Annotated in this window: 19 protein-coding genes and 1 other RNA gene; 10 read left to right on the forward strand and 10 right to left on the reverse strand. The window is 39.0% G+C overall.

Annotated features, from left to right (window positions below; genetic code table 11):
• Positions 1-76 precede the first annotated feature (76 nt).
• Positions 77-496 carry a BLUF domain-containing protein gene (locus ACNKXS_RS08425; RefSeq protein WP_417920844.1) on the forward strand — a complete coding sequence of 140 codons (420 nt, stop codon included), beginning with the start codon at positions 77-79 and terminating at the stop codon, positions 494-496.
• Between the two features lie 58 nt (positions 497-554).
• Here ACNKXS_RS08425 and ACNKXS_RS08430 read toward each other — a convergent pair whose 3' ends face one another.
• Together ACNKXS_RS08430 and recR are read right to left on the reverse strand one after the other, a co-directional pair.
• The gene (locus ACNKXS_RS08430) at positions 555-1,883 is read right to left on the reverse strand and encodes a dihydrolipoamide acetyltransferase family protein (protein ID WP_417920496.1); all 1,329 of its coding nucleotides are present in this window, start codon (positions 1,881-1,883) and stop codon (positions 555-557) included.
• 216 nt (positions 1,884-2,099) lie between these two features.
• Complete coding sequence (gene recR, locus ACNKXS_RS08435; protein ID WP_417920497.1) at positions 2,100-2,717, reverse strand: recombination mediator RecR; 618 nt, start codon at positions 2,715-2,717, stop codon at positions 2,100-2,102.
• A 77-nt stretch (positions 2,718-2,794) separates the two neighbouring features.
• Here recR and ACNKXS_RS08440 point away from each other — a divergent pair, with 77 nt between their 5' ends.
• Positions 2,795-4,234: a sodium:solute symporter gene (locus ACNKXS_RS08440; protein ID WP_417920498.1), complete on the forward strand. Its 1,440-nt coding sequence runs from the start codon at positions 2,795-2,797 to the stop codon at positions 4,232-4,234.
• Here ACNKXS_RS08440 and ACNKXS_RS08445 read toward each other — a convergent pair.
• Entirely contained in the window at positions 4,211-4,573 is a 363-nt protein-coding gene (locus ACNKXS_RS08445; RefSeq protein ID WP_417920499.1) for a CoA-binding protein, read from the reverse strand. The genes ACNKXS_RS08440 and ACNKXS_RS08445 overlap by 24 nt on opposite strands.
• Before the next feature lie 293 nt (positions 4,574-4,866).
• Here ACNKXS_RS08445 and ACNKXS_RS08450 point away from each other — a divergent pair, with 293 nt between their 5' ends.
• Positions 4,867-7,224 (forward strand): TonB-dependent receptor, encoded by a 2,358-nt coding sequence (locus tag ACNKXS_RS08450; RefSeq protein ID WP_417920500.1) that lies wholly within the window; start codon positions 4,867-4,869, stop codon positions 7,222-7,224.
• A gap of 68 nt (positions 7,225-7,292) precedes the next feature.
• Here ACNKXS_RS08450 and ACNKXS_RS08455 read toward each other — a convergent pair whose 3' ends face one another.
• Complete coding sequence (locus ACNKXS_RS08455; RefSeq protein ID WP_417920501.1) at positions 7,293-8,918, reverse strand: ABC-F family ATP-binding cassette domain-containing protein; 1,626 nt, start codon at positions 8,916-8,918, stop codon at positions 7,293-7,295.
• 167 nt (positions 8,919-9,085) lie between these two features.
• Here ACNKXS_RS08455 and ACNKXS_RS08460 point away from each other — a divergent pair, with 167 nt between their 5' ends.
• Positions 9,086-10,498 carry a hypothetical protein gene (locus ACNKXS_RS08460; RefSeq protein WP_417920502.1) on the forward strand — a complete coding sequence of 471 codons (1,413 nt, stop codon included), beginning with the start codon at positions 9,086-9,088 and terminating at the stop codon, positions 10,496-10,498.
• 45 nt (positions 10,499-10,543) lie between these two features.
• Here ACNKXS_RS08460 and fsa read toward each other — a convergent pair whose 3' ends face one another.
• From fsa to ffs, 3 genes are all read right to left on the reverse strand, one after another.
• Positions 10,544-11,200 (reverse strand): fructose-6-phosphate aldolase, encoded by a 657-nt coding sequence (gene fsa, locus ACNKXS_RS08465; RefSeq protein WP_295178807.1) that lies wholly within the window; start codon positions 11,198-11,200, stop codon positions 10,544-10,546.
• Between the two features lie 49 nt (positions 11,201-11,249).
• Positions 11,250-12,071 (reverse strand): SDR family oxidoreductase, encoded by an 822-nt coding sequence (locus ACNKXS_RS08470; protein ID WP_417920503.1) that lies wholly within the window; start codon positions 12,069-12,071, stop codon positions 11,250-11,252.
• Positions 12,072-12,115: 44 nt separating this feature from the next.
• Positions 12,116-12,214, reverse strand: an RNA gene (ffs, locus tag ACNKXS_RS08475) — signal recognition particle sRNA small type.
• Between the two features lie 87 nt (positions 12,215-12,301).
• Between ffs and ACNKXS_RS08480 the strand changes: the two genes are divergently transcribed.
• The 3 genes from ACNKXS_RS08480 to ACNKXS_RS08490 all read left to right on the forward strand — a co-directional run bounded on the left by ACNKXS_RS08480 (position 12,302) and on the right by ACNKXS_RS08490 (position 14,240).
• Positions 12,302-13,366: a glutaminyl-peptide cyclotransferase gene (locus ACNKXS_RS08480; RefSeq protein WP_417920504.1), complete on the forward strand. Its 1,065-nt coding sequence runs from the start codon at positions 12,302-12,304 to the stop codon at positions 13,364-13,366.
• Positions 13,366-13,767: an acyl-CoA thioesterase gene (locus ACNKXS_RS08485; RefSeq protein ID WP_417920505.1), complete on the forward strand. Its 402-nt coding sequence runs from the start codon at positions 13,366-13,368 to the stop codon at positions 13,765-13,767. Before ACNKXS_RS08480 ends, ACNKXS_RS08485 begins: the two co-directional genes overlap by 1 nt.
• A gap of 92 nt (positions 13,768-13,859) precedes the next feature.
• Positions 13,860-14,240, forward strand: coding sequence for a DoxX family protein (locus ACNKXS_RS08490; RefSeq protein ID WP_417920506.1), 381 nt, complete (start codon positions 13,860-13,862; stop codon positions 14,238-14,240).
• 51 nt (positions 14,241-14,291) lie between these two features.
• Here the strand turns inward: ACNKXS_RS08490 and ACNKXS_RS08495 are convergent, their stop codons facing one another.
• Positions 14,292-15,566 carry a serine hydroxymethyltransferase gene (locus ACNKXS_RS08495; protein WP_295178816.1) on the reverse strand — a complete coding sequence of 425 codons (1,275 nt, stop codon included), beginning with the start codon at positions 15,564-15,566 and terminating at the stop codon, positions 14,292-14,294.
• 110 nt (positions 15,567-15,676) lie between these two features.
• Here ACNKXS_RS08495 and fahA point away from each other — a divergent pair, with 110 nt between their 5' ends.
• Positions 15,677-16,966 (forward strand): fumarylacetoacetase, encoded by a 1,290-nt coding sequence (gene fahA / locus ACNKXS_RS08500; protein WP_405198167.1) that lies wholly within the window; start codon positions 15,677-15,679, stop codon positions 16,964-16,966.
• 73 nt (positions 16,967-17,039) lie between these two features.
• Here fahA and ytxJ read toward each other — a convergent pair whose 3' ends face one another.
• Positions 17,040-17,438, reverse strand: a complete 399-nt coding sequence (ytxJ, locus tag ACNKXS_RS08505) for a bacillithiol system redox-active protein YtxJ (RefSeq protein WP_298524661.1) — start codon at positions 17,436-17,438, stop codon at positions 17,040-17,042.
• A 169-nt stretch (positions 17,439-17,607) separates the two neighbouring features.
• On the opposite strand from ytxJ, the gene clpB reads away from it, so the two are divergent.
• Entirely contained in the window at positions 17,608-20,211 is a 2,604-nt protein-coding gene (gene clpB / locus ACNKXS_RS08510) for an ATP-dependent chaperone ClpB (protein ID WP_417920507.1), read from the forward strand.
• Between the two features lie 51 nt (positions 20,212-20,262).
• Here clpB and ACNKXS_RS08515 read toward each other — a convergent pair whose 3' ends face one another.
• Positions 20,263-20,448 carry a CsbD family protein gene (locus ACNKXS_RS08515; RefSeq protein WP_295179629.1) on the reverse strand — a complete coding sequence of 62 codons (186 nt, stop codon included), beginning with the start codon at positions 20,446-20,448 and terminating at the stop codon, positions 20,263-20,265.
• 114 nt (positions 20,449-20,562) lie between these two features.
• Between ACNKXS_RS08515 and ACNKXS_RS08520 the strand changes: the two genes are divergently transcribed.
• Positions 20,563-21,660: an esterase-like activity of phytase family protein gene (locus ACNKXS_RS08520; protein WP_417920508.1), complete on the forward strand. Its 1,098-nt coding sequence runs from the start codon at positions 20,563-20,565 to the stop codon at positions 21,658-21,660.
• Positions 21,661-21,664: the final 4 nt, after the last annotated feature.

Raw genomic sequence — 21,664 nt, forward strand, 5'->3', positions numbered from 1 at the left:
ATTTTGAACGAAATCGAGGAGTTGGTTTTTGAAAATACCTTTTTTATATTTGAACCCTTACAAGTCTCAATACATTTTGAAATACATCTCCTATATAAGCCAGCAATCGCATATACTTAAAGATGCAGATATGGAAACATTACTCAACAGTAGCAGAAAAAATAATGCTGCGAGTGATATTACTGGTTTACTAATTTCATATCAGGGACTTTTCATCCAATATATAGAAGGAGAAGCCTCAACAGTAGACAATCTCTTTCAAAGAATTAAAAAGGACCCGAGACACCATTCAGTTGTAGAAATTTCTTCCGATTTCCTTGAGTACCGCCAATTTAGAAACTGGTCTATGGCTTTTCGTAAACTTAGTAGTAAAAAGGCGGAAGCAATCTTAGGTCACAGAGACTTGGACAGAAATGCCATTTTGGAAAGTGATAAAATGCATGGCAAACATCCTGCTTTAAAATTGCTCGATTCTTTTTTAAATAATCTTCAGTAAAAAAAAAGCTGCGAAGTTTATCTTCACAGCTTTCTATAGTTATTATAATCCTGGACAGCTAGATCTCGCGATCCTTGTCAAATCCTTCCAGGTACTGAGCCACACGCTGTACGAACTGTCCTCCAAGGGCGCCGTTCACCACACGGTGATCATAACTGTGAGAAAGGATCATCTTATATCGTATTCCAATAAAATCGCCATCAGGAGTTTCGATCACCGCTGGCATTTTACGAATTGCACCAAGAGCAAGAATACCTACTTGTGGCTGATTGATAATAGGAGTACCCATGATACTTCCAAAAGTCCCCACGTTGGTTACCGTATAAGTACCTCCCTGGATATCGTCCGGTTTCAATTTATTCTGTCTTGCGCGATTAGCCAGGTCATTCACCGCCTTCGCCATTCCAACAAGATTCAGCCTGTCTGCATTTTTTATCACTGGAACGATCAAATTACCATCTGGAAGTGCCGCAGCCATTCCAAGGTTAATATTTTTCTTCTTGATAATTTTAGAAGCATCTTCATTTACCGAAATATTCACCAACGGGAAATCACGAATTGCTTTCGCCACAGCTTCCATAAAAATTGGAGTAAAAGTTAGCTTCTCTCCTTCTTTCTTCTGAAATTCATTTTTATGTTTATTTCTCCAGTTCCAGATATTTGTAACATCTACTTCAATAAATGACTGTACATGAGCAGATTTCTGAACGCTGTCCACCATATGATGTGCGATCATTTTACCCATTCTGCTCATCTCGATGATCTCATCTTCCCCGCTAACTACAGGTTCTGGCTGACTGGATACTTTTTTCTCCATACCTTTAGATTCAACAGCTTTTGGTGCTGACTCCGCCGCTGCAGTATTTCCGCCTTTTTTCCTGTTCTCTACGTACTCTAAAATATCATTTTTGGTAACCCGTGAATCTTTCCCGGTTCCATTTATAGAATCAAGTTCAGAAAGTGAAATTCCCTCTTCCTTCGCGATATTTTTTACTAGTGGAGAATAGAATTTATCAGAATCTGAATAATCTTCGCTAGTTTCTGCGGAAGCAGTTTCTTTGGCGGTTTCAACAGATTTTGAAACTTCGGCTGCTTCAGCAGGAGCTGCTTCTTCCTCCTGTTCTTCCGAAGAAGAATCTTCATCACCATTGGTTTCAATAATAGCGATCACCTGACCTACTTTTACCACATCATCAGCTTCGAAAAGTTTTTCCACAAGGGTCCCGTCAACTTCTGAAGGGACTTCACTATCAACTTTGTCTGTAGCGATCTCAAGTACCGGCTCATCCATCTCAATAGTATCTCCAACTTCCTTAAGCCAGCTTGTTATGGTTGCCTCTGCAACACTTTCACCCATTTTAGGTAACTTCAATTCAAATTTTGCCATATCGTTAAATCAGATGCGATTTTTATTATTCAGGTTGCGAATTTAATCAAATTAACACTTATTAAATATTAAAAAATCAATAAAATTGAATTATACTGATATTCTTTCAAACAAGCATGTTTGTCAAACTCCCGCTAAAATTACAATTTCAACAACGCAATTGAAAAAGATTCAGATAATTTTAGCTACTTAATATAATTAGTTTCTAGGCCAGTTCTAGCTTTTAAGACTGTTTTCAAAAGGAATTCTATTAGTAATACTTCTTCCTAAGGTCACCTCATCTGCATATTCCAGTTCATCTCCTACAGAAATTCCTCTGGCGATCGTAGAGGTTTTGATTCCGGTTCCTTCCAGTTGTTTGAAAATATAGAAGTTCGTTGTATCGCCTTCCAGTGTGCTGCTCAAGGCAAATATGATCTCCTCGATCTTCCCTTCCCTAACCTTTTCAGTCAAAGCTTTGATCGTTAACTGTGAAGGTCCAACCCCATCCATAGGACTTATCTTTCCTCCAAGCACATGATAATGCCCCCTATACTGCCCGGTATTTTCAATAGCCATCACGTCCCGAATATCTTCGACCACACATACAATTTCTGAAACACGATTGGGATTTGCACAGATCTCACAAAGCTCGGTATCGCTAATATTGAAGCAATTACTACAAAGCTTTATATTCTCGCGAAGATCGAGCAGGGATTTTGAAAGCCTTGAGGTCTGCTCCTCCGGTTGCTTCAATAAGTGAAGCACCAGTCTTAACGCTGTTCGCTTTCCTATTCCCGGCAACTGAGACATTTCGTCTACTGCCCGCTCCAGTAATTTTGATGAAAAATCCATACGCGAATTTAGGATTTTTTTGTTGCATGAAATTAGCTTCAGCTTAATTTGTAAATTGCCCGCTTTAAAGAAAAATTATGCAGCCATACCAGGTACTAATTCTAATCGCCGCCTATTTTGCAGTACTTATTCTTATTTCCTACGGCACTGGAAGAGGAGGCAGTAATGCTGAATTTTTCAAAGCGAATAAACAGGCTCCCTGGTATCTGGTAGCTTTCGGAATGATTGGTGCCTCACTGAGTGGGATCACCTTTATTTCTATCCCCGGCACCGTTGAAACCGATTCTTTTAGTTACTTCCAGGTCGTACTTGGATACACAGTTGGATACGCAGTGATCGGGCAGGTTTTACTTCCACTCTATTATAAGCTTAATCTTACCTCCATATATACTTATCTAGATACTCGATTTGGGAATGCTTCGTATAAAACAGGTGCTTCTTTTTTTCTTCTAAGCCGGGTTGTTGGTGCAAGTTTCAGGCTATTCCTGGTGGCAAATGTGCTACAGCTTATCGTATTTGATGCTTTAGGTGTTCCATACTATATTACGGTTTCTATCACCATCCTGCTTATCTGGTTGTATACCTTTAAAAGCGGAATAAAGACCATCGTCTGGACAGATACCCTGCAAACATTCTTTATGCTGCTTGCATTGGGGATCACCATCTATTTTATTTCTGAAGATCTCGGGTTCTCTGTAGCAAATCTCATGAAATATTTAGCTAAAAATGAGCATTCCCAGATCTTCTTCTTCGATGATTGGAAAAGCAAAGATCACTTTGTAAAACAGTTCCTTTCAGGAGCATTTATCGCTATCGTCATGACCGGTCTGGATCAGGATATGATGCAAAAAAACCTTACCTGTAGAAGCCTGAAGGATGCCCAAAAAAATATGTTCTGGTTTACCATCGTTCTCGTTTTCGTAAACTTCTTATTTCTGGCTTTAGGAGTACTCTTAACCGACTATGCCGATTTGAATGGTATTACCGAAACGAAAGATGAATTATTTCCTGCCATTGCCGCCAGCGGTAATCTAGGTTTTGCCGTGGCAGTTTTCTTTATTCTGGGACTTATTGCTGCCGCTTATTCCAGTGCAGACAGCGCTCTTACAAGTTTGACAACCTCTTTCAGTATCGATATCCTTGATATTGAAAAAAAATATGATGAGAAGAAACAGATCAGGATCAGGAAGCAAATTCATATTGCGATCTCCGTTCTTTTGATTCTGGTAATGCTGGTCTTTAAATATGCGATCGCAGATAAAAGTGTGATCAACAAATTGTTTCAGTTTGCTGGGTACACCTACGGGCCCTTGCTTGGTTTGTATGCCTTTGGACTTTTTACGAAGTGGCAGGTAAAAGATAAACTAGTGCCGATAATTGCGATTCTTGCTCCGGTCCTTTCTTATATCATCAGCGTAAACAGTCTTGCCTGGCTTGGATTCGAATTTGGATTCTTTATCCTGATTCTGAATGGTTTTCTAACTTTCTTAGGATTAATATTGCTGAGAAGAAAGTAGTACCAGCGTACAGGCATTTTCGAAGTAAATATTATTCTTCCGAAGCAAGGTGTATAGCTCAGGGTTTTCAGTTCCAGGGTTGAAGATCACTCTCTTTGGATTCAGCGAAATGATATAATCGTAATATTGTTCCTGCCTTTTCGCATTAAGATATAAGGTAACGGTATCTATATCTTCAAAATCTTCCATTTCTGTATGGATCTTTACACCATCCACCGTCCCTTCTCTAAGACCAATTGCCACAGTGGGTTGTTTAAATCTTACGAGCTTATTAATAGCAAGATGGGAATATCTATTGGGTTTCAAGGAAGCACCCATAACCAGTGTTTTCTTCTTCATAATAGTAAAGTAAATAAATTTTACTGTAACAATCTCCAGATAGATCAGTCTTTAAATTGAGGACCGGCCCTTTGTGGTATCATCGAATTAATTATGATGGTTAGTGTTAATGACTATGATATCACAAACCTGCGTTGATCTTCTCGATGAGCGCAGGTTATTTTTAAAAATTTGTAACAAGATAATTTTTTGGTCGTCTTATAGGTAGTATCATCACATTTTGCAATCCATGGCTTCATCTATTATGTATTGCAAGGTAATATGTTATAATTAATCATCTAATCAATCAAAAAATGAAACAGTTTATTCTATGCTTATTTTTAAGCTTTTTATCATTTGCAAATGCTAAAACCGATCCCAATGGAAATGTTTCCGGAACCATCATGGATGCTGAACTCCAGGAAGCGATCCCCTATGCCACGATCATCATCAATAACACTGAAGGTGAACTTGTTACTGGTATCACTTCAGCTGAAGACGGTAGCTTTATTGTAGAAAATCTGAAGCCCGGAACCTATGAATTAAAGGTGCAATTCATAGGCTACAAGACTTTCCGTAGAGACATTGTAATCGAACAGCGAAGAACCAATATTGAAATTGGGACTCTTTACCTTGAACCCGATGTAGCTATGCTCGATGAAACTCTTGTGGTTGCTGAAAGGACTACCATCGAACAGCGAGTGGATCGCAAAGTCATCAATATCGGGAAAGATCTTATGACAACCGGCGCCAGTGCTTCAGAAATTATGGTAAATATACCATCTGTAAATGTAGACCAGGATGGAAATATTTCTCTTCGTGGGAATTCCAATGTACGAATTCTGGTGGACGGCAAGCCTACCAACATGGATCCTGCACAACTTCTAAAGCAAATTCCTTCCACCTCCATCAAAAGTATAGAGCTTATCACCAATCCTTCAGCAAAATACAATCCCGAAGGAATGAGTGGAATCATTAATATTGTACTGCATAAAAATGCAAGTGATGGCTTTAACGGTAATCTAAATACCGGTCTTACCTACGGTGAAAACCTGAGATTTAATGGTTCGCTCGACATGAATTATCGTAAGGGCAAATTCAATTTCTTCGGAAACCTGGGAAGCAACTTTGGCGATCGGGAAAACGGCGGAACTATATTTCTTCCCGTATCTCAAAGTCTACAGGAGTTTAAAGTTGAAAACCGAAATAATTCCTATTTATACAAAATTGGTGTTGACTTCTACCTCGATGACAATAATACCTTCAGTATATATACCAATCAGAACCTTTATGATGGCGGGCCAATTGGCGCTCTAAGTTTTACAGATTTTGATGAAGCTTCACGAAACTTTCGCCAGTTTCTGGATGTAAATTACGATAACAGTAATGCCAGCTATAACTTTCTATTTGATCACGATTTTAAAAAAGATGGTCATGAGATTCAGTTCGAGGCAGATTTCAATGATTATAACGGAGATGAAATTGCAGATATTGACTTTGCGGAAAATGATCTTCAGTTAATCCCTTATATCGATCGGGTATTTGAAGACCGAAGAAATTTTATTTCCAACATCGACTATACCAATCCATTAAATGATGTTTCCCGGCTGGAACTTGGTGCAGAAGCCAGGTTACTAAAAACTGAAAATGATTATAATACTACCAATCCGCAATTTACAAATGCCGACTATATCTATGATCGTGATATCCTGAGTTTATATTCGACTTTCGGTCAGAATTTTGAAAAATGGAGCTACCAGGTTGGTGCCAGGCTGGAGAGCTACCAGGTGACAGCAGATTTCCAGGGTGAACGAGTCTATGAAGATGACTATCTTACGGTCTACCCTACAGGTTTTCTAAACTTTACTCCAAACGAAAAGAATACCTACAATTTAAGTTATAGCAGGAGAGTTGACAGACCAGGTTTCAGCCAGATCAACCCGATTCGGGAAGTGTCGTCTCCAAGACTTATCGTTGCCGGAAATCCTGAGCTGGATCCACAATTCACCAATTCATTCGAGTTTAATTATACTCGAAAATTTGAACGCAAGGGAAGCCTTAGCGCAGGTGTTTTCTTCCGAAGAACCGTAGATGAAATTAATCAGATTTTTACGGAACTTGATAATGAACCTGGCTCGCTGTTTCTAACATTTCAGAATTCTGGAGATGCAGATATGTATGGCTTAGAATTCTCAAGTAACTACAAATTCACAAAATGGTGGAGTACCAACTCCGGTTTTGAGATTTATGAACAAACCTTTAGCGGACTGGTAGGTGCTGTATTTACTGAAATAGATAATACTGCCTTTACTTTTAGAACCAGCCATAACTTTAAAGCCACAGAGGCTCTTTCTTTCTCTGCTTTTGGTTTTTACAGAAGCAAAATGAAATCACTCCAATACGACATTGATCATATGTATTTTATGAACCTTGGAGCCCGTTATAGCTTCCTCGATGATAACCGTGCTACTGTAAGTCTCAATTTCAATGATGTTTTTGACACTCAGGAATTCAATATCCTGGCCGGCAGACCTTTTGATCAGGTTGGACGATTTAAAGGAGAAACTCAAACCGTATACCTTGGAGTTTCTTATAGGTTTGGCGGTGGAAAGAACCGTAGTCTCCAGCGTAAGGACCGGGATAAGGATAATGACAATGGCGGAATGTTTTAATTTTGTTTTAGCCCAAATAAAAAAGCCTGAAGGATTTCTTCAGGCTTTTTTCTATTTATTCGAATGTACTAGGCTTTTACCGCATACATTTTCTCTCGTTGTTCTTTGATAGTTTTGTCGTTCATATATTCATCAAAACTAAGATACCTGTCTATCACTCCTCCAGGAGTCAGTTCGATCACACGGTTGGCCAGCGTTTGGGCAAATTCGTGATCGTGTGTTGTAAACATCACTGTACCTTTAAAGTTCTTAAGCGAGTTATTAAAAGCAGTAATAGATTCCAGGTCAAGGTGGTTAGTAGGTTCATCCAGCATTAGAACATTTGCTCTTATCATCATCATCCTACTTAGCATACATCTTACTTTTTCTCCACCGGAAAGAACTTTACAGGTTTTCAGGGCTTCTTCACCACTAAATAACATTTTTCCAAGGAATCCACGAATGTAAACCTCTTCACGCTCTTCTTCTGTTTTCACCCATTGTCTCAACCAGTCTACCAATGTTAGATCTGACTCAAAATACTCTGAGTTATCTGCTGGCAAATAACTTTGAGAAGTGGTCACACCCCATTGAAATTTCCCTGCAACAGCATCCTGTTTGCCGTTGATGATCTCATAGAAAGCTGAAGTGGCTCTGGAGTCTTTAGAGTACACTACCACTTTATCTCCTTTGGCAAGGTTGATATTAATATTTTTGAAAAGAGTTTCTCCTTCAAGACTAGCTTCCAAACCCTCAATATTCAGAATTTGATCTCCAGCTTCACGCTCTCTTTCGAAAATGATAGCAGGATATCTTCTACTGGAAGGTTTGATCTCATCGATATTAAGCTTGTCGATCATTTTCTTTCTGGAAGTCGCCTGCTTACTCTTCGCCACGTTGGCAGAAAATCGCTGGATAAACTCCTGAAGTTCTTTTTTCTTTTCTTCAGACTTTTTATTCTGCTGTGCTCTCTGTCTTGCAGCAAGTTGAGAAGACTCGTACCAGAATGTATAGTTTCCTGAGAAGTGATTGATCTTTCCGAAGTCAATATCAGAAATATGCGTGCAAACCGAATCAAGGAAGTGACGGTCGTGAGAAACCACGATCACCGTGTTATCGTAATTCGCAAGAAAATTTTCCAACCATGTGATCGTTTCGTAATCCAGATCGTTAGTCGGCTCATCCATGATCAATACATCAGGACTTCCAAAAAGTGCCTGTGCTAACAATACGCGTACCTTTTGTGTTCCATCAAGATCCTTCATTTGCGCATAATGCATCTCTGTCTTGATCCCAAGATTTGAAAGCATGGAAGCCGCATTACTTTCAGCGTTCCATCCATCCATTTCTTCAAAAGAAACCTGTAATTCACCAATTCTATCTGCATTTTCATCAGAATAATCGGCATATAAGGCGTCCATTTCAGTTTTCACTGCAAATAGAGGTTTATTACCACGCATTACTGTTTCCAGCACCGGGTAATCATCGTATATGTTATGATTTTGTTCCAGAACAGACATTCTCTTTCCTGGTTCAAGATGAACATGACCGGAAGTAGGTTCAGATTTACCAGATAATATCTTTAAGAAAGTAGATTTACCGGCACCGTTGGCACCAATGATTCCGTAGCAGTTTCCCTGAGTGAAAGTAGTATTCACCTCGTCAAACAAAACTCTTTTTCCAAACTGTACAGAAAGGTTTGATACTGAAAGCATAAACTATAAAAATTAATTTTTTGCAAAAGTAGCTATTATGATGCTTACTAAGAAAGATTAACGTTTTAAAAATACGTTTTAACGCACACTTAACACCGCTCCGCAGGTGCACAGGATATATTTGTTAAAAAATGAAGTGACCGAAAAGCTTCATACCAATACCCAGAATGAAATACTGTTATTTTCTTTCACTTTGTTGCGCGCTCATTTTCAGTGGATGTACAGGCGACTCCAAGGGGGAAGGTACGATCTACCTAGGAGGCCAGATTAACAATCCGGAAACTGATTTTGTAGTGATCTCAAAAGAGAATGAGATCATTGATACCTTATTCCTGGATGCGAAGAATCAGTTTGGAAAGAATTACCCTAAACTGGAAGCTGGAATTTACACTTTTAACCACCCGCCTGAAAGCCAGATCATGTATATGGAGCCTGGCGACAGTATTCTTATCTACCTGAATACACTTTCATTTGATGAGTCTTTGAATTTTAGCGGTGCCGGCGCTGAAAAAAGCAATTTTCTTCTCGACATGTTTCTTAAAAATGAGCAGAATAATGACCTTATTCTTACTTATTATAAGATAGCACCTTCAGAATTTGCCCGAATTACTGATTCCATCAAGCAGCAAAGAATTAATAAGCTGAATACACTTTCAGAAGACAGGGAATTTTCAGAAGAATTTCTTGAAGTGGCTCGAGCAAGTATAGATTACGAATATTTTGATCTAAGAGAACGATACACGTTTCTTATTAATAAATACCGCAAAGATTTTAGAGATCAGATTCCAGAAGATTTTAATAATTACCGTAAGGAGATAGATTTCAATAATCGCGAACTTCAGGACTATTACGTGTATACAAATTTTATTGATGATTACCTGAGATCCAAAGCGATCGAATACTGCACCAGATCGCATAATGAGCACAAAGATTGCTATAATATCAATTCCTATAAGAATATTGAAAGAAGAATGATCTTGATTGATTCACTTTCTAATATTGAATCACTTAAAAATGAATTTTTAGACAGACTTGCCACCCTCGCAATCGTGAATGCTGAAAAAGTTAGCAGAATAGATTCCATATTACAGTTATTACAGGATATCGAGTACACGCATATAGACGAAGCTCGTGACCTTGCTGAAATTCAAAAAGTTTATTTAAATGGTCAATCTCTTGCTGATCTTTGGGCCATGAACACTTCAGGAAAAGAATTAAAATATGGTGAAATCATCAACAGACCAACGGTCACCTATGCATGGTCTCTCTATGCTCCTGCGCATCATCGCTGGCAACATAATATTATTAGTTCGCTAAGAGATAAGTATCCTCAGGTGGACTTTATAGGTGTTAATGTAGACATCAATGAGCGGGAAGAATGGCTTAGAACACTGGAGACTTTCGGATACGATAAATCGTTTGAATATCAGATAGCGCGGAGACAGATTACCAAAGATTCCTATCGTAGATATCTAAATAAACTATTCTTAGTGAATAAAGATGCTATCATTGTTAAAGGCGATATTCAGTTTGGCAATACCGATTTTGAAGAGGAATTAGAAAAATTCATTGCCAAATAAAAAAAGGCCACCTCACGGTAGCCTTTTGTAAGATTTTATTTAGTCTTACTTATTTCCCTTGTTATAATCTGCAAGAAATTTCTCAAGACCAATGTCGGTCAAAGGATGCTTTAATAAACCTTCAATAGAAGAAATTGGTCCAGTCATTACATCTGCTCCAATTTTCGCACATTCCAGTACATGCATTGTATGTCTCACTGAAGCTGCCAGGATCTGTGTTTCAAATCCATAATTATCATATATAAGTCTGATGTCTGCTATAAGGTTCAACCCATCTGTTGAGATATCATCAAGTCTTCCAATAAAAGGTGAAACGTAGGTAGCTCCAGCTTTTGCAGCTAAAAGTGCCTGCCCAGCTGAAAATACTAGCGTACAATTTGTCTTAATTCCCTGGTCACTAAAGTATTTCAATGCTTTTACACCTTCTTTGATCATTGGAATCTTAACCACGATTTGGTCGTGCAGTTTCGCCAACTCCTCACCTTCCCTGATCATTCCATCAAGATCGGTTGAAATTACTTCTGCACTTACATCACCATCTACTAGCTCACAGATCTTTTTGTAATGCTCGATAATATTATCCTTCCCGGTAATGCCTTCCTTAGCCATAAGCGAAGGATTGGTAGTTACACCATCCAGCACACCTAAAGCCTGCGCTTCTTTGATTTGATCCAGATTCGCTGTATCAATAAAAAATTTCATAGTTGTATAGAATTAATTGTGTTGTTTAATTTTTAAAAGCTCCTCAAAATTACAATTTATAATGCTTCATAAGCATTTTCTCGTAGAGTTTGTCTGGCAGTAACGCCTTTAGCATAATAGATACTTTTTGCAACATTTCTCCTACCCGATAGTGCACTTTTGGCTCTGGATCCTTAATGATTTTTAAGATAGCCTTTGCCATTAGTTCCGGATCCTGCCCTGCACTAACATGTTGATTCATAAGATCCAGTGTTTCGCCATATACTTTCTTATAAGGTGAAGTTGGTAAAACGGGAGCATGGTATCTTCCAGAAGCGATATTAGTAGCAAAATCACCAGGAGCTACATTGGTCATTGTAATTCCGAACTGAGCGATTTCCATACGGTAAGCTTCAGCAGTAATTTCCAGAGCACCTTTAGTTGCAGAATATATTCCACGATATGGCAAGCCCATATAACCTGCAATACTGGTGATATTAATGATAAGACCAGATTTGCGATCACGCATATAAGGCAACACGTTTTTAATCATTCTAAGCGGACCGTAGTAATTGGTCTCAAAAGCCTTCTTGATCTCTTCTTCCGGAGTTTCTTCCAAAGGACCGGTAATACCGACTCCTGCATTATTGATCAAAATATCCAACCTACCTTCTCTGGCGATAATATCTTCAACAGCCAGCTTAATAGTATCTTCCCTGGTTACGTCTAACTGTAAAAATGTAAAGAGTTCAACCGCAGACTTCTGAGGCGAACGTGAAGTTCCATAAACTTTAAAATGGTGCCGACTAAGATAATTTGCTATCGACTTACCAATTCCTGAGGAAGCGCCGGTGATAAGTACGATTTTTTCTGAAGAATTCCCCTTTTTCATACCGCAAAAATATGCAATAAATTTTAGGACTTTGTAGAAACAAAAAATGGCAAGCGACCCACATCACACCGCTACGACCGCCTACCCTTGCTGCGTTCCCGCCCTGGGGGATTCAGCAGGAGCTGGTTGTGTGGGACTTGCCGGTGCAAATATACAATCTTTGTAACTTTTCGCAAGCTTTTTTTATCCCGAATTGGTTAATTTAGCTCAGTATTCAAGCCTATTTTGATATGAAAAAATTTAACTTCCTGTTACTCTTTATTTTAAGCATATTAATTTTTTCCTGCGGAAGCAATAATGGAAATAAAAAATCTGATTTTTCTCTGAATATTTCTGAAAAGAAGAAGGAATTCAGCCAGAACGAAATTCTGAAAGCTAGTATATCTAGTAAGGAAAACAAGAATTTTGATTCGGTCGCTTATTTTATAGGTACAAAGCGTCTTGCGTCTGGCATCACTGCAGATCTGTCCTTTGAACTAAACTCAGTTTTACTGGGAAACCAGGAACTTATTGCAGTGGTATATTATGATTCCACAAAGGACACTCTTCAGAAGTCGATAAAAATTATGAGTGCAAAAGCTCCAAAAGTTTATACCTACGAGATAGTTAATACATATCCACATCAAACTGATGCATACACTCAAGGACTTGAGTTTCATAACGATACTCTCTACGAAAGCATTGGACAATACGGCAAATCAAAATTGCGCAAAACCGAATTGGAAACTGGTGAAGTGTACAAAGAGATAAGCCTGGAAGATGAATATTTCGCTGAAGGAATCACAATTTTGGACGACCGTTTATTACTATTAACCTGGCAAGAAGGTCAGGGATTTATCTATGATCCAAACACTTTTGAAAGGCAAGGCACATTTGCGTACAATTCCAGTAAGGAAGGATGGGGTTTATGTAACAACATGGAGAAAATATATAAAAGTGATGGGTCTGAGAAGATCTGGATCCTTGATCCTGAAACTTTGGCTGAAAAAAGCTTTATACAGCCAACTACCAATACTGCTATTAAATCAAAATTTAATGAGCTGGAATGGGTTGATGGACTTATCTACGCAAACACTTATCAATTTCCCAGTGTTGCGATGATCAATCCTGAAAATGGCACCATTGAAGGAATTATCAATTTTAAAGGACTACAGGATAAACTGGGTAACAAAGATTCTTTAGATCCAAATAACGATGTGCTTAACGGGATTGCCTACAACGCTGCTACCGGAAAACTTTATGTAACCGGTAAAAAATGGGACACACTATTTGAGGTGAAAATCATGGAGAAATAATGTCTGCAAACTCCGAAGTATATCAAAAATACATTACTGTTTCAGAAGATGATCTGGACGATCAGCAGCATGTCAATAACGTGCGTTATGTGCAATGGATTCAGGATGTAGCACAGGAGCATTGGGAGTTCCGTGCTTCCGAAGAACAGAAGGCAGGCTTAGCATGGGTCGTAGTAAGACATGAGATCGATTACAAAATGGAAGCTCTTCTAAATGATGAAATCCTGCTAGAGACAAGGATTATCGATACTACGCACGTGACATCAGTGCGGGAAGTGGTGATCAAGAATAATAATTCCGGGAAACTGCTGGCGAAGGCTAAAACTACCTGGTGCTTACTAGATCAAAAATCAAAGAAACCGCAGCGCATTTCTGATGAGCTCAAGGAGATATTCCAGTAAACACTATGAAAAGGTTAATTTTCTTTTCATTTGACTTTCAAACTTCTTAAACTTTGTCTAATCTTTTCTGTTTATTAATAAACATCTCTATATTGCTGAAAAATAATATCATGGAGATCGTCAAAATAATTTTACAGGTAATCGTTGGACTTGGAATTCTTAATGTCTGGTTACTTCGATTTAATAGTAAAACGAGCTACAGAGGGGGTAACGCCGGTAATATGAAGGAAGAATTTCAGGCATATGGCCTGCCCGAAATAATGGTTTACATCGTAGGCTTTATCAAAGTAGCTCTGGCCATTGCCCTACTCGCCGGAATCTGGTTGGAATACCTAGTGGATCCTGCAGCAATTGGGCTAGCTGTAATGATGCTTGGCGCAATCATAATGCACCTTAAGATAAACGATCCTTTCAGTAAAAATATACCTGCGATCATTGTACTGCTAATGTGTATCGCTATATATTTTCTATAAATTAAAAAGCCATTCTTTCGAATGGCTTTTATTATCTAAATCCAAAAGGTCTTACATTTTAAATAATGGAAGATCTTTCATCATTGTATTCACTTCGCTTTTAACTTTAGCCAATTCTTCATCACTCTCAATATTAGTGATGACTCTATCAATAAACTCAACGATCTTTAGCATATCCTGCTCTACAAGACCACGTGTGGTCACTGCCGGAGTTCCAATTCGAATTCCTGAAGTTACAAAAGGTGATTTATCATCGAAAGGCACCATGTTCTTATTCACGGTAATATCTGCTTTACTAAGCGCTTCTTCCGCTTCCTTACCACTTACGCCTTTATTTCTAAGATCGATTAGCATCATATGATTATCTGTCCCTCCAGAAATTACCTGGTAATCCTTATCCACGAAGGCTTTAGCCAGCTCTTTTGCATTTTTCTTTACCTGCACTGTATAATGAAGAAATTCATCTGTAAGAGCTTCTCCAAAAGCGATCGCTTTTGCAGCAATGATATGCTCTAAAGGCCCACCCTGATTTCCGGGAAAGATCCCCGAATTCAGTAAAGCCGACATTTTCTTTAGATTTCCATTTTTAAGCTTCTCTCCAAAAGGATTATCGAAATCCTTCCCCATCATGATGATTCCACCACGGGGACCACGAAGCGTCTTATGTGTAGTTGAAGTCACAATATGACAATGCTCTATAGGATCTGAGATCAAACCTTTGGCGATTAATCCTGCCGGATGCGCGATATCAGCAAGTAGAATTGCGTCAACACTATCAGCTATTTCCCTGAATCTCTTATAATCTATTTCACGACTGTAAGCAGATGCTCCGGCAATGATCATTTTTGGCTTCTCCTTCTTTGCAATTTCAGCAACTGCATCATAATCGATCAACCCGGTTTCCTTATCAACCCCGTAGAAAACAGGATCATATAATTTTCCCGAGAAATTAACCGGAGAACCATGCGTTAAATGCCCACCATGTGAAAGGTCAAAACCAAGAAACTTATCTCCGGGTTTTAGACAGGCATGGAACACTGCTGTATTTGCCTGGGAACCAGAATGCGGTTGTACGTTGGCATATTCAGCATTGAACAATTCTTTTAATCTGTCGATAGCAAGTTGCTCTACCTGATCTACGATTTCACAGCCGCCATAATATCTCTTGCCCGGATAGCCTTCAGCATACTTATTTGTAAGTACAGATCCTGCTGCTTCCAGCACGGCGTCACTTACAAAATTTTCACTCGCAATTAGTTCCAAACCATTCAACTGGCGATCCTTTTCTTTCGCAATTAAATCAAATATCTGGGTGTCTTTTTGCATCACAAATTTTTAAGTTAAATATTCGGTAAAAGTAAGAAATACATTCGGTTAATTACAGGAAAATAATATATTTGAGACAACTAGATTTTAACAAAAAACCAACATTTTTTATGTCAATTACCGCTAATGATCCAAATAGAAAAACCTGGTTGGATATTCCTGGCGATACCGATTTCCCTATTCAAAATATTCCGTTTGGAGTGTTCCTTACTCGTGATGATATCATCACCATTGGAACCAGAATTGGTGATTACGCTATAGACCTTGGTGCTCTGCATCAACTGGGATATTTTGAAGGTATACCGTTGACAGACGATATATTCCTGCAGGATACTCTAAACGATTTTATTTCTGACGGAAAGAAAACCTGGAGACTGGTTAGAAACCGAATTGCTGATATTTTCGACGCTGAGAATGCTAAGCTGAAGGATAACCAGGACCACAGAAATACTGTTCTATTCACACTGGATGAAATTGAAATGCAGATGCCTGTACAGGTAGGTGATTATACCGATTTCTACAGCTCTAAAGAACATGCGACCAATATTGGCACCATGTTTCGCGATCCTGATAATGCATTGCTTCCAAACTGGCTGCATATTCCCGTTGGATATCATGGAAGAAGTTCTTCTATTATTCCTTCGGAAATTCCTGTACACAGACCACAGGGACAAACAAAACCAGCAGATTCAGACGAACCTGTATTTGGTCCATCACAACGAGTGGATTTCGAATTGGAAATGGCTTTTATTACAACAGATGCGAATCACCTGGGAGAACCAATTCCTGTGGATGAGGCTGAAGAATATATCTTTGGGATGGTACTATTCAACGACTGGAGCGCCAGAGACATCCAGAAGTGGGAATATGTTCCACTAGGACCGTTTCTAGCCAAGAACTTTGCATCTTCCATTTCACCATGGATCGTTACCATGGACGCTTTGGAGCCATTTAGAACGGCGAGTCCTGAACCTGAAAAAGAATTATTACCATATTTAAAATACTCCGGAGAAAAGAGTTTCGATATTAATCTTGAAGTTTCCCTGCAACCTGAAGGAGGCGAGGAGAATTCTCTGTCAAAATCAAACTTTAAGTATTTATACTGGAATATGAGTCAGCAACTGGCGCATCACACCGTAAATGGATGCCCCGTGAATTCTGGTGATATGATGGCTTCCGGAACTATTTCCGGAGCTTCTGAAGATTCTTTCGGTTCTATGCTGGAACTTTCCTGGAGTGGTAGTAAACCTATCAAACTAAAAGATGGTTCAGAACGTAAATTTGTAGAAGATTATGATACAGTGATCATGCGAGGATATTGCCAGAACGAAACCTCCAGAATTGGTTTTGGCGAAGTTCGCAGTAAACTATTGCCGGTTTACGAACCAAAGAAAAAATAGGATAAAGTTTTATATCATAAGAAAAGCCCGAAGAATTATCTTCGGGCTTTTTTATTTTTAAAGCAACTCGCTACTAAGCCAGTTCTTTTAATTTATCTGCTGATATTGCCTGGTGAGAAGAATGATGTACAACTTCCCTGTTCTTTAATACCACCATTTGAGGACTCTCATGTCTAACAGAAAATTTATCTGCGATTCCATTAGAAATATCCCGGTGAGCTTTCAAGTCAAGAAAATAAAGATCCACAGAGTCATTTAATTGTTGCTCATAGTCTGCTTCAAAGTTCTTTAATACCATCCTGCTAATCCCGCAAGTTGTAGAATGCTTGAAAATAGCAACCGTTTTACCTTCTGATAGTTTTTCTAACTCATCCAGTTGAGAAATTTCGGTAAGAGGATTCCATGGTACCTTGTTTTCTTTCTTTTCAGAAGTACCTTTTTCTCCGCCAAATACTTTATCGAATAATCCCATAATCTTCTTTTTTACAAAAGTAAATCTATCTAAATTTAATAAAATCAAATTCAGGTTAATTTTACTTCAGTAAAACTGCCTTTTTGTCGTTAATATTCTCATTTAAACTGCCTTAATGTCGGTTTTTGAATTTGGTATATTGATTGACCTACTCTGAAAAACATTTAAGATGAACTTCAATAATTTTACTATAAAATCACAAGAGGCTATCCAGCAAGCTCAGCAGCTTGCTCAGGAAATGGGCCACCAACAGATAGAAAATGAGCACATTTTTAAAGCGATCACTATGGTCGACGAAAATGTGACTCCTTTTTTACTGAAAAAATTAAATATTAATATTTCTCTTTTCGGGCAGATACTGGATAAGAGTCTGGAGAGCTTTCCGAAGGTAAGTGACGGAGACATCATGCTATCCAGAGATGCTGGAAAGACTGTGAATGAAGCTACCAGCATTGCGAAGAAAATGGAAGATGAATATGTCTCTATTGAGCATTTGATCCTTGCTATCTTCAAATCTTCCAGTAAAGTTGCTCAAATGCTGAAAGACCAGGGAGCAACCGAGAAAGGCTTGAAAGCTGCAATCGCTGAACTAAGACAGGGCGACAAAGTAACCTCTCAAAGTGCTGAAGAAACCTATCGATCTTTAGATAAGTACGCACGAAACCTCAACAAGCTTGCTGAAGAAGGAAAGTTGGATCCTGTGATTGGTCGGGACGAGGAAATTCGTAGAATTCTACAGATCCTATCTCGAAGAACCAAGAATAATCCTATGCTGGTTGGGGAACCTGGAACTGGAAAAACTGCAATAGCGGAAGGTCTTGCGCATAGAATCGTAGATGGAGATGTCCCAGAAAACCTTAAAAACAAACTCATTTACTCCCTTGATATGGGAGCTCTTATTGCTGGTGCAAAATACAAGGGTGAATTTGAGGAACGACTTAAAGCGGTTATAAAAGAAGTGACTTCCAGCGATGGTAACATAGTGTTATTCATTGATGAAATTCATACGCTCGTTGGTGCCGGTGGTGGTCAGGGCGCCATGGATGCTGCCAACATTCTTAAACCGGCTCTTGCTCGAGGTGAGTTAAGAGCAATTGGTGCTACTACACTTGATGAATACCAGAAATACTTCGAGAAAGACAAAGCGCTGGAACGAAGATTTCAAAAGGTATACGTAGAAGAGCCGGATATTGAAAGTGCGATTTCCATATTACGTGGGATCAAGGAAAAATACGAGACACATCATAAAGTACGAATCAAGGATGAAGCGATCATCGCTGCAGTGGAATTATCACAGCGTTATATCACGAACAGGTTTCTTCCAGACAAGGCTATCGACCTGATGGATGAAGCTGCTTCTAAATTACGTATGGAGATCAACTCCAAGCCGGAAGAACTTGATGTGCTGGATAGAAAGATCATGCAGCTGGAGATCGAGATCGAGGCAATTAAGCGTGAGAAAGATGAAGTAAAACTCAAAACGCTGCGAGCAGATCTCGCGAATCTTAAAGAAGAAAGAAATGATCTTCACGCCAGATGGATGAGCGAGAAAGATGTAGTGGACAATATTCAAACACTAAAATCTGATATTGAAAATTTCAAGCTGGAAGCTGAAAAAGCTGAGCGCGAAGGTGATTACGGTAAAGTAGCTGAAATTCGTTACGGAAAGATCAAGGAAGCGCAGGAGAAGCTCGAAAAGCTACAACAGAACGTTGCCGAGAACCAGAATGAAAAATCATTAATCCAGGAAGAAGTTACCAATGAAGATATTGCGGAAGTGGTTGCTAAATGGACAGGGATTCCGGTGACTAAAATGCTTCAAAGCGATCGTGAAAAATTACTCAAATTAGAAGATGATCTGCACAAACGTGTGGTTGGACAGGATGAAGCGATCATCGCCGTTAGTGATGCAGTTCGTCGTAGTCGTGCCGGACTTCAGGATCAAAATAGACCCATTGGATCATTCCTGTTCCTGGGAACAACCGGAGTTGGGAAAACAGAGCTAGCCAAGGCGCTTGCAGAATATTTGTTCGACGACGAATCTGCGATGACCAGGATCGACATGAGTGAATACCAGGAAAGACACTCGGTTAGTAGATTAGTTGGAGCACCTCCTGGATATGTAGGATATGATGAAGGTGGCCAACTTACTGAAGCGGTGCGAAGAAAACCATATTCTGTAGTCTTACTTGATGAGATCGAAAAAGCTCATCCGGATACTTTCAACATTCTACTTCAAGTTCTAGATGAAGGTAGACTTACAGACAACAAAGGTCGTGTTGCAGATTTTAAAAACACCATCATTGTAATGACATCCAATATGGGAAGCCAGATCATACAGGAGAGATTTGAGGCGATCAAGGATGTAGATGCAGCGATGGAATCTGCGAAAGTGGATGTACTTGGATTGCTAAAGCAAACGGTAAGACCAGAATTTTTGAACAGGATCGACGATATAGTAATGTTTAGTCCGCTTACTCGAAAAGACATCAGGCAAATTGTAGGCTTGCAATTGAAGGGTGTTAAGAAAATGCTCGCGAAACAGCATATAGTGCTGGATGCTACAGATGAAGCACTTGATTATCTTGCTGCGAAAGGTTTCGATCCACAATTTGGAGCCAGACCCGTGAAAAGAGTAGTGCAAAGAGAAGTGCTAAATAAGCTCTCCAAGGAAATCCTGTCTGGCAATATTAGCACAGACAGTATCATTCTTCTGGATGAATTCAATGAAGAACTGGTATTTAGAAATCAGGAAGAACTTTCAGAAAATTGATCATTAAAAAAAGGCGGTATTTCTACCGCCTTTTTTTTTCAACTACTCAATCTACCACTTATCAATTTCATTTTTCAATTCTTCCTTAGTCTTTCCAGTCTTTTCCTGCATACGACCTAACATCTCATCAAATTTTCCTTCAGCATGAGTGGTATCGTCATCGGTTAGATCACCATACTTCTGTTTGAATTGTCCTTTGATCTGTTTCCATTTTCCTTCTCTTTGATCCTCATTCATAACTATTGATTTTGGTTAATATATAAATGTATTCATAGCATAGGCCTAAGCGTCCCAAGGAAGTCCTATTTTTGTCTTAAGGATTTGTTATTTTTGATTTCTTCAAAACTCGCTATGAAACTTCGATTACTTTCACTCTTTTCAATTTTTATTTTTAGCAGCTGCGCCGTCACGTCCAGAATAGAGGATGATCATGTTAGCCTGAATTACCTGGATGAATTTGTAATAGATGAAAGCCTGGAATTTGAAAACACAAAGATTGGTGGACTCTCGGGAATAGACTACGCAAGCGGAAAATTTTACCTGGTCAGCGATCAGGCTTCGAATCCAAGAATTTACCAGGCAGATATTAAAATAGCCGACTCCAGAATCCAAAATATTGAAATCAATGATCTTATAGAGATTAGCAGACCTGAAGAATATTCGAAAGTTGTATTGGATCTAGAAGGTGTACGTTACGATTCCAATACTAACGGCTTTCTCGTAGTTAGCGAAGGTTTGATCTCAGATAGACGAGATCCCGGAATTTATGAAACAAATACTGAAGGGGAAATACTCCGCTCTTATAGTATCCCAGAATATTTTCAATCTAAAAACGAGCAAAAACCGCGGAATAACGGAGTTTTTGAAGGAATCACTAAGAGTGTTGATGGAGCTGGAGTTTGGGTTGCTACAGAATTACCATTAGAAAAAGACTCTTCCAAACCAAAGATCTTCCCTTCACGTTCGCACTCCAGAATCACCAGATTTGATACTGAAACCGGAAATCCGGTTTCTCAATTTATCTATCCACTTGAAGGAATCGCGAAGCTGCCCATTAATTATTTTGCCCTGAACGGAATCACAGAGATCCTTGAGTATGCTGAAAATCGATTTCTGGTGATGGAACGCTCCTACTCTGCCGGTTACGGTTCCCACGGGAACACGGTGAAGATCTTTGATGTTGATGCAAGCAAAGCTACCAATACCTTAAACGAGAATTTGCTTCGAAAGGCAAAGTATCAAACGGCAAAAAAGAAGCTAATTTTCAACTTTAAATCTGTCGATGGTCAGCTAACCGATGGGATCGTTGATAATATCGAAGGAATGTGCTTTGGACCGGAACTGGAAAACGGAAACCGCAGCTTGATCCTGGTTGCCGACAATAATTTCAATTCTTTTGTTAGGCAGTTAAATCAATTTATTCTCATGGAAATAAATATTTCAGAGTAATTTA

Source organism: Christiangramia marina (assembly GCF_048285865.1).
GTDB lineage: Bacteria > Bacteroidota > Bacteroidia > Flavobacteriales > Flavobacteriaceae > Christiangramia > Christiangramia marina.